This window comes from Pedococcus sp. NPDC057267 (genome assembly GCF_042668795.1).
Taxonomy (GTDB): domain Bacteria; phylum Actinomycetota; class Actinomycetes; order Actinomycetales; family Dermatophilaceae; genus Pedococcus.
Map to the genome: position 1 here is coordinate 1 of NZ_JBHUYG010000151.1, position 6,695 is coordinate 6,695.

The 6,695-nt window shown below is 73.1% G+C and carries 4 protein-coding genes; 2 read left to right on the forward strand and 2 right to left on the reverse strand.

Features of this window, described 5'->3' with window-relative positions; all coding sequences use genetic code 11:
* Window positions 1-17: 17 nt before the first annotated feature.
* Window positions 18-932, reverse strand: coding sequence for a hypothetical protein (locus ACFUC1_RS19875; RefSeq protein ID WP_379122917.1), 915 nt, complete (start codon window positions 930-932; stop codon window positions 18-20).
* Window positions 933-1,106: 174 nt separating this feature from the next.
* Window positions 1,107-3,485 (reverse strand): DEAD/DEAH box helicase, encoded by a 2,379-nt coding sequence (locus ACFUC1_RS19880; RefSeq protein ID WP_379122919.1) that lies wholly within the window; start codon window positions 3,483-3,485, stop codon window positions 1,107-1,109.
* Window positions 3,486-3,555: 70 nt separating this feature from the next.
* On the opposite strand from ACFUC1_RS19880, the gene ACFUC1_RS19885 reads away from it, so the two are divergent.
* On the forward strand, window positions 3,556-3,900 hold the full coding sequence (locus tag ACFUC1_RS19885) for an anti-sigma factor antagonist (protein WP_310153339.1): 345 nt from the start codon (window positions 3,556-3,558) through the stop codon (window positions 3,898-3,900).
* A 235-nt stretch (window positions 3,901-4,135) separates the two neighbouring features.
* Window positions 4,136-6,652 carry a sodium-translocating pyrophosphatase gene (locus ACFUC1_RS19890; protein WP_379122921.1) on the forward strand — a complete coding sequence of 839 codons (2,517 nt, stop codon included), beginning with the start codon at window positions 4,136-4,138 and terminating at the stop codon, window positions 6,650-6,652.
* The last annotated feature ends 43 nt before the right edge of the window (window positions 6,653-6,695 follow it).

A 6,695-nucleotide genomic window follows, 5' to 3' on the forward strand; every position in this document is an offset into this window, starting at 1 on the left:
GGGTCTGGCTGAGGGGGTCAGCTGCTGCTGTCGTCCCGCCCGGTGCGACCCATGATCTTGTCGGCCACCGTGCGGTGGCGGTGGCGCCCCGGCTCGGCGTCCGACGCGCCGGCGTCGTCGACCTCCCCGTCCGCGTCGCGCGTCGTCGCTCCACTGCCCTCGCCCTCGCTGCGCGAGGACACGGCGCCGTCGTCCCAGGTCGCGGGCAGGTCGGTGGCCTCTGCGCGTCGCTCGTTGGCGCTGTGGTCCAGCCCCCTGTCGCCCCGGTCGTGGACCGGTGCACCACCGGCAGAGCCGTCGGCGCGGGTGTCGACAACGTCGCGCTCCCCGGGCCCGGTCGCGGCAGGGTCGCCCACGTGCTCGTCGGCGCGGTCCCCGCGGTGGGCGACTCCGGCGGCAGCGGCTCCCGCGCCTGCCCCGGCCAGTGCCCCGCTGCCGGCTGCGACAGCAGCGCCGTGGCGGTCAGCGAGCTCGCGCTCGACCTGGGCACGCTCGTCGGCGCGGATGCGCGACTCGTCCTCGGCGCGGCGGCTCGCGTACTCCTCCTCGCGGGCGCGGTCGCGTTCGGCCAACCGGGACTCGAACTCCTGCTCGCGGACCCGGTCACGCTCGGCGATCGCCTGCTGGTGGGCCTCCTCGGCGCGGTTGCGCTCGTCGGCGCGGATGTTCTCCTCGAACTCGGCCTGGCGCTGCGCCTCCTTGGCCTCACGGCGCGGACGGGACCGACGCCGCACGCTTCCGCGAATCAGTCCGAGGCCGAGCCACAGGAGGAGCAGAACGGCCGCACCGGCGATGACCAGCGCCAGAGGGGTCATCTCGACGCTGGGGAAGCCGGGGAAGTCCATCTTCACGGGCGTGCTGATGGATTGGGTCCCAAGGACCAGCAGGACACCCGCTCCGATGGCGATGATGGCCAGGATGAGTCCGAGCACGATCACGGTCGTACCTCCGGCGATAAGGGGCGCGTGGTGCGCCGTCCGCCTCGACCATAGTGGCTGGTCCGGCGCGGCGCCGGTCGAGCAGCTGTCCGGTTTGTCCGGCGCGACGAACCGAGAAACCGCAGGTCAGAGCCCTGCAGCCGACGAACCCGTCCCCGCGCCCCCAGGCTACCGAGCCAGCTCGGCGAGGGTGGCCCGCAGCAGCCGGGCGGCCCCCGCCTTGTCCAGCGGCTCGTTGCCGTTGCCGCACTTGGGGGACTGCACGCAGGCAGGGCAGCCGTGGTCGCACCGGCACCCCTCGATCGTCTCCAGGGTGGCCGTCAGCCACGTCGCCACCGACGCGTGGGCCCGCTCGGCGAAGCCCGCCCCGCCCGGGTACCCGTCGTAGACCATGATCGTCGGCAGGCCGGTGTCGGGGTGCTCGGCCGTCGACACGCCGCCGATGTCCCAGCGGTCGGAGGTCGCCACGAGCGGCAGCATGCCGATCGCCGCGTGCTCGGCGGCATGGGCGGCTCCGGGGATGTCGACCTCGGCGACCCCGGCCGTCGCCAGCCACGGGACCGGCATCGTCCACCAGACCGCCTTGGTCCGCAGTGTCCGCGGCGGGAGGTCGAGGGGGTGCGTGCCCAGGACCTCCCCGCTCGGCAGCCGCCGCAGGAAGGACGTCACCTGCGTGTGCACCCGGACCGAGCCGAAGCACACCTCGAGCGGCCCGACCCGTCGCGAGCGCTCGGCCGTCACGATGTCGAACGCGCTCACCGACTGGGCGAAGGTGCTCCAGCCCGGGTCGCCGCGCACGACGGTCGCGGTGCCGCCCTCGAGGTCGAGCTCGGTGACGACGTACGTCTGCCCCTGGTGGACGTGCACCGCCCCGGCGTGGACCTGCGTGTGGGCGCTCGCGCCGTCGATGGTCCCCAGCACCCGGCCCGTGCGGCTCTCGACGATGCCCAAGACCTCGCCGGCACCGCGCAGGGAGAGGTGGTCGCCGGGCCGGTCCGAGCGCGCCCAGTACCACCCGCCGTTGGGCCGTCGCCTCAGGATGCCCCGCGCGACCAGGGCATCCAGCAGCGGCCTGGCCACCGCCTCGCCGCCGAACAGGTCGAGGTCCCCCTCGCGCAGGGGCAGCTCCGCTGCGGCGGCCGCGAGGTGCGGACCGAGGACGTAGGGGTTCTCCGGGTCGAGGACCGCCGCCTCCACCGGCTGGCCGAACACGACCTCCGGGTGCCCGACGACATAGGTGTCGAGCGGGTCGTCGGCCGCCACGTACACGGCCAGCGAGCGCGTGCCGGCACGCCCGGCCCGTCCCGCCTGCTGCCACAACGAGGCCCGCGTTCCGGGCCACCCGGCCATGAGCACCGTGTCCAGCCCGGACACGTCGACGCCGAGCTCGAGCGCGTTGGTCGCGGCCAGCCCGACGAGCGTCCCGTCGCGCAGCGCGCGCTCGAGCTCGCGTCGCTCCTCGGGAAGGTAACCGCCCCGGTATGCCGCGACGCCCGTGGCCGCGCGCACGTGCCCCTCGTCGTCGAGCGTGCGCCGGGCGCTCGACGCGAGTGCCTCGACGCCGGCCCGCGACCGCGCGAACGCGACGGTCTGGACGCCGTCGGCGACGAGCGAGGCGAGCAGGTCCGCGGCCTCGGACGTCGCGCTGCGCCGTCCCGACCCGTCCGGCAGCTCGCCGGGCTCCCACAGGGCGAAGGTCATCGCCTCCCGAGGCGACCCGTCCCGCGTGACCTCCTCGAACGGCAGCCCCGTCAGCCTCTGCGCGTGCAGGCCGGGGTCGCGCACCGTCGCCGACGCCAGCACGAACGTCGGGTCCGACCCGTACCGCGCGCAGACCCGCCGCAGCCGGCGCAGCAGCGCGGCGAGGTGGGAGCCGAACACGCCCCGGTAGACGTGGCACTCGTCCACGACGACGTACCTCAGCGCGCGGAGGAACGGGGCCCAGCGTTCGTGGCCCGGCAGCAGCGAGTGGTGCACGAGGTCCGGGTTGCTCAGCACGAGCTGGGCGTGGTCGCGGATCCAGCGCCGCTCCTCGGTGGGGGTGTCCCCGTCGTAGGTGGCGGCGCGGACGCCCGGCACGGCCCACGCCTGGATCCGGGCGAGCTGGTCGGCGGCCAGTGCCTTGGTGGGGGAGAGGTAGAGCGCCGTGGCGCCCCGGCCGGACGGGGCCGCAGCGCCCTCGACGACCGCCGACAGGACGGGGAGCAGGTACCCGAGGCTCTTGCCCGACGCCGTGCCGGTCGACATCACCACGTGCCGGCCGGCCCACGCGTGGTCGGCGGCCTCGCGCTGGTGCGACCACAGGGAGGTGATCCCGGTGCCTGCGCACGCGGCATACACGGTCGGGTCCACCCACGTCGGCCACGGCTCGGGACGCGCGCTGCGCGCGGGCACCTCGTGGACGTGGCGCAGCCGGTCGGGCGCACCGGCCGCCAGGGCGGACAGCGCGGCAAGCGGGTCGAACCCGGGTCGGCCGCCGGGCGCCCGGACCGCGCCGACCGCCCCGCGGCTCGCCGCTGGGAATCCGGTGGCGCTGGGGATGGACATTGCCGCTACGGTAATCCCGTGGGCTGACGGTCTCCGTCGTGCCCGTTCGGCGCGGTGAAAGGCAAGAGGCGTGGATCTGTCGGTCTCCAGCACGGAGCAGGGTGCGGTGACGGTCGTGCACGTCGCCGGGGAGATCGACGTCTACACGGCCCCGCTGCTGCGCGAGGTGCTCGACAAGCAGGTCGCCGCCGGGCGCACCGAGCTCGTCGTCGACCTCGAGAAGGTCACCTTCATGGACAGCACCGGCCTCGGCGTCCTGGTCGGCCGGCTCAAGCTCGTCCGCGGCCAGAACGGCACGCTGCGGATCGTCAGCGCCCAGGACCGCATCCTCAAGGTCTTCAAGATCACCGGCCTGGACAAGGTCTTCCACATCTACCCGACCGTCGAGGAAGCCACCGCCGCCTCCGCGGTCTGAGCGCTCCCTCCACGGCACTGCCGCCCGCCGGCGGGTCGGCCCACGCGCCACGGCGCGGTCGCGAACAGGCCCGTACGCTGCGAAAACACCGCAGGAAATCTGTGTGTGACCCTCCTCACCCGCTGACATTTACGGTGTGACGTGCATTACCCTCGCCACCATCGTCCCCTCGTGCGGCGCGCTGGCCAGCGTGCCCGTGGGCGGTTTGGAGATGTTCCCCATCGAGGAGGATGGAATGTTGCGCGTCGCGCCTGCCGCCAGTGCCCTCACACTGGACGGCTCCAATCTCACCCTGGTGATCGTGGTGGCAGTGGTTGCCGTCATCGCGCTCGGCATGGGTGTGTTCTTCCGCCAGCAGGTCCTGTCCCACGACGCCGGCACCGAGAAGATGCAGGAGATCGGCGCCGCGGTCGAGGAGGGCGCCCAGGCGTACCTCGCGCGGCAGTTCAAGACCCTCGGCATCTTCGTGGTGCTGGTCTTCGGCCTCCTGCTCCTGCTGCCCGCCGACACCGCCAGCATCCGCTGGGGACGGTCCGCCTTCTTCGTCGTCGGCGCGCTCTTCTCCGCCTCGATCGGCTACCTCGGCATGAGCCTGGCCGTGAAGGCGAACGTCCGGGTCGCCTCGGCTGCGCGCGAGGGCGACCGCGACAGCGGCATGCGGATCGCCTTCCGCACCGGTGGCACCGTCGGCATGGCAACCGTCGGTCTCGGCCTGCTCGGCGCCTCGGTCGTCGTCCTGCTCTACAAGGGCGACGCCCCCAAGGTGCTCGAGGGCTTCGGCTTCGGCGCCGCCCTGCTCGCCATGTTCATGCGTGTCGGCGGCGGGATCTTCACCAAGGCCGCCGACGTGGGCGCCGACCTCGTCGGCAAGGTCGAGGCCGGCATCCCCGAGGACGACCCGCGCAACGCCGCGACGATCGCCGACAACGTGGGCGACAACGTCGGTGACTGCGCCGGCATGGCCGCCGACCTCTTCGAGTCGTATGCCGTGATGCTCGTGGCCGCGCTCATCCTCGGCTCGGTCGCGTTCGGCACCTACGGCCTGGTCTTCCCGCTGCTCGTGCCCGCCATCGGCGCGGTCACCGCCCTCATCGGCGTCTTCATCACCCGCGTCCGGCCCGGCGAGAACGCCCTGTCGGCCATCAACCGCGGCTTCTACATCTCGGCCGCGATCGCCGCCGTCCTGTCGGCCGTCGCCGCCTTCGTCTACCTGCCCGACACCTTCAAGGGCCTCGAGTCCACGGACCAGTCCGTCACCCAGCTGAGCGGCAACCCCCGGGTCACCGCCATCCTGGCCGTGGTCATCGGCATCGTCCTCGCCGCGATCATCCTGTGGCTCACCGGCTACTTCACCGGCACCGACAAGCGCCCGACCCGCGACGTCGCGCGGACCTCGCTGACGGGCGCGGCCACGGTCGTCCTCTCCGGCATCGGCGTCGGCCTCGAGTCGGCCGTCTACACCGCCGTCATCATCGGTGGCGCGGTCTACCTCGCCTTCCTGCTCGGCGGCGGCTCGGTCGTCCTGTCCCTGTTCCTCATCGCGCTCGCGGGCTGCGGCCTGCTGACCACGGTCGGCGTCATCGTCGCCATGGACACCTTCGGCCCGGTGTCGGACAACGCCCAGGGCATCGCCGAGATGTCCGGTGACGTCGACGGCGAGGGCGCGCAGATCCTCACCGACCTCGACGCGGTCGGCAACACCACCAAGGCGATCACCAAGGGCATCGCGATCGCGACGGCTGTCCTCGCGGCCACCGCGCTGTTCGGCTCGTACTCCGACGCCTGGCGCGGCGCGTTCGACCCGATCCTGGCCAAGCTCGAGCAGCAGGCGCAGACCGGTGTCATCGGGCAGAGCGAGGTGCAGGCGATCCAGAAGCAGCTGACCACCTCGTTCGGCCTGGAGATCGTCTCCCCGAACGTCCTGGTCGGCCTGCTCATCGGCGCCGCGGTCGTGTTCCTGTTCTCCGGCCTGGCGATCAACGCCGTGACCCGCGCCGCCGGCGCGATCGTCTTCGAGGTCCGTCGCCAGTTCCGCGACATCCCCGGGATCATGGAGGGCACCGCCCGTCCCGAGTACGGCAAGGTCGTCGACATCTGCACCAGGGACTCGCTGCGCGAGCTCGCGACCCCTGGTCTCCTCGCAGCCATGACGCCGGTCGCGGTCGGCTTCGGGCTCGGCATCGGCGCCCTCGCAGGGTTCCTCGCCGGCGCGATCGGCACCGGCGCCCTGATGGCCGTCTTCCTCGCGAACTCCGGTGGGGCGTGGGACAACGCCAAGAAGATCGTCGAGGACGGCACCCACGGCGGCAAGGGCACCGAGGCGCACGCCGCCACCGTCATCGGCGACACCGTCGGCGACCCGTTCAAGGACACCGCCGGCCCGGCGATCAACCCGCTCATCAAGGTCATGAACCTCGTGTCGGTGCTCATCGCGCCCGCGATCGTGACCCTGTCGATCGGTGACGGCAAGAACAGCCCGGTCCGCTACGGCATCGCGATCGCGGCGCTGGTCATCGTCATCGGCGCGGTCGCGGTCTCCAAGTCCCGCGACCTGGCGATCGGCGGCGACGACGACACGGCCACCCCGGCCGACGCCGTGGCGCCCGACGGCAGTGCGGCGACGGTCCCCGGTGCCACCATCACCTCGGAGGCGACCACCGTCCCGGGCGCGACCGCGGACGGGTCGGGCACACCCGCTCCCGGCGCCTCGGCGGGCACGGCCGAGCCGCTCGAGGAGCCGGCGAACCGCTAGCAGCACGCGCACGAGAGGAACGGCCGGCCCCGCAGCCCCGGGG

What these genes read in the sequence shown, in the direction of transcription:
- ACFUC1_RS19880 (WP_379122919.1), bottom strand. Translation starts at nt 3,485, where the DNA reads ATGTCCATCCCCAGCGCCACCGGATTCCCAGCGGCGAGCCGCGGGGCG.
- ACFUC1_RS19890 (WP_379122921.1), top strand. Translation starts at nt 4,136, where the DNA reads ATGTTGCGCGTCGCGCCTGCCGCCAGTGCCCTCACACTGGACGGCTCC.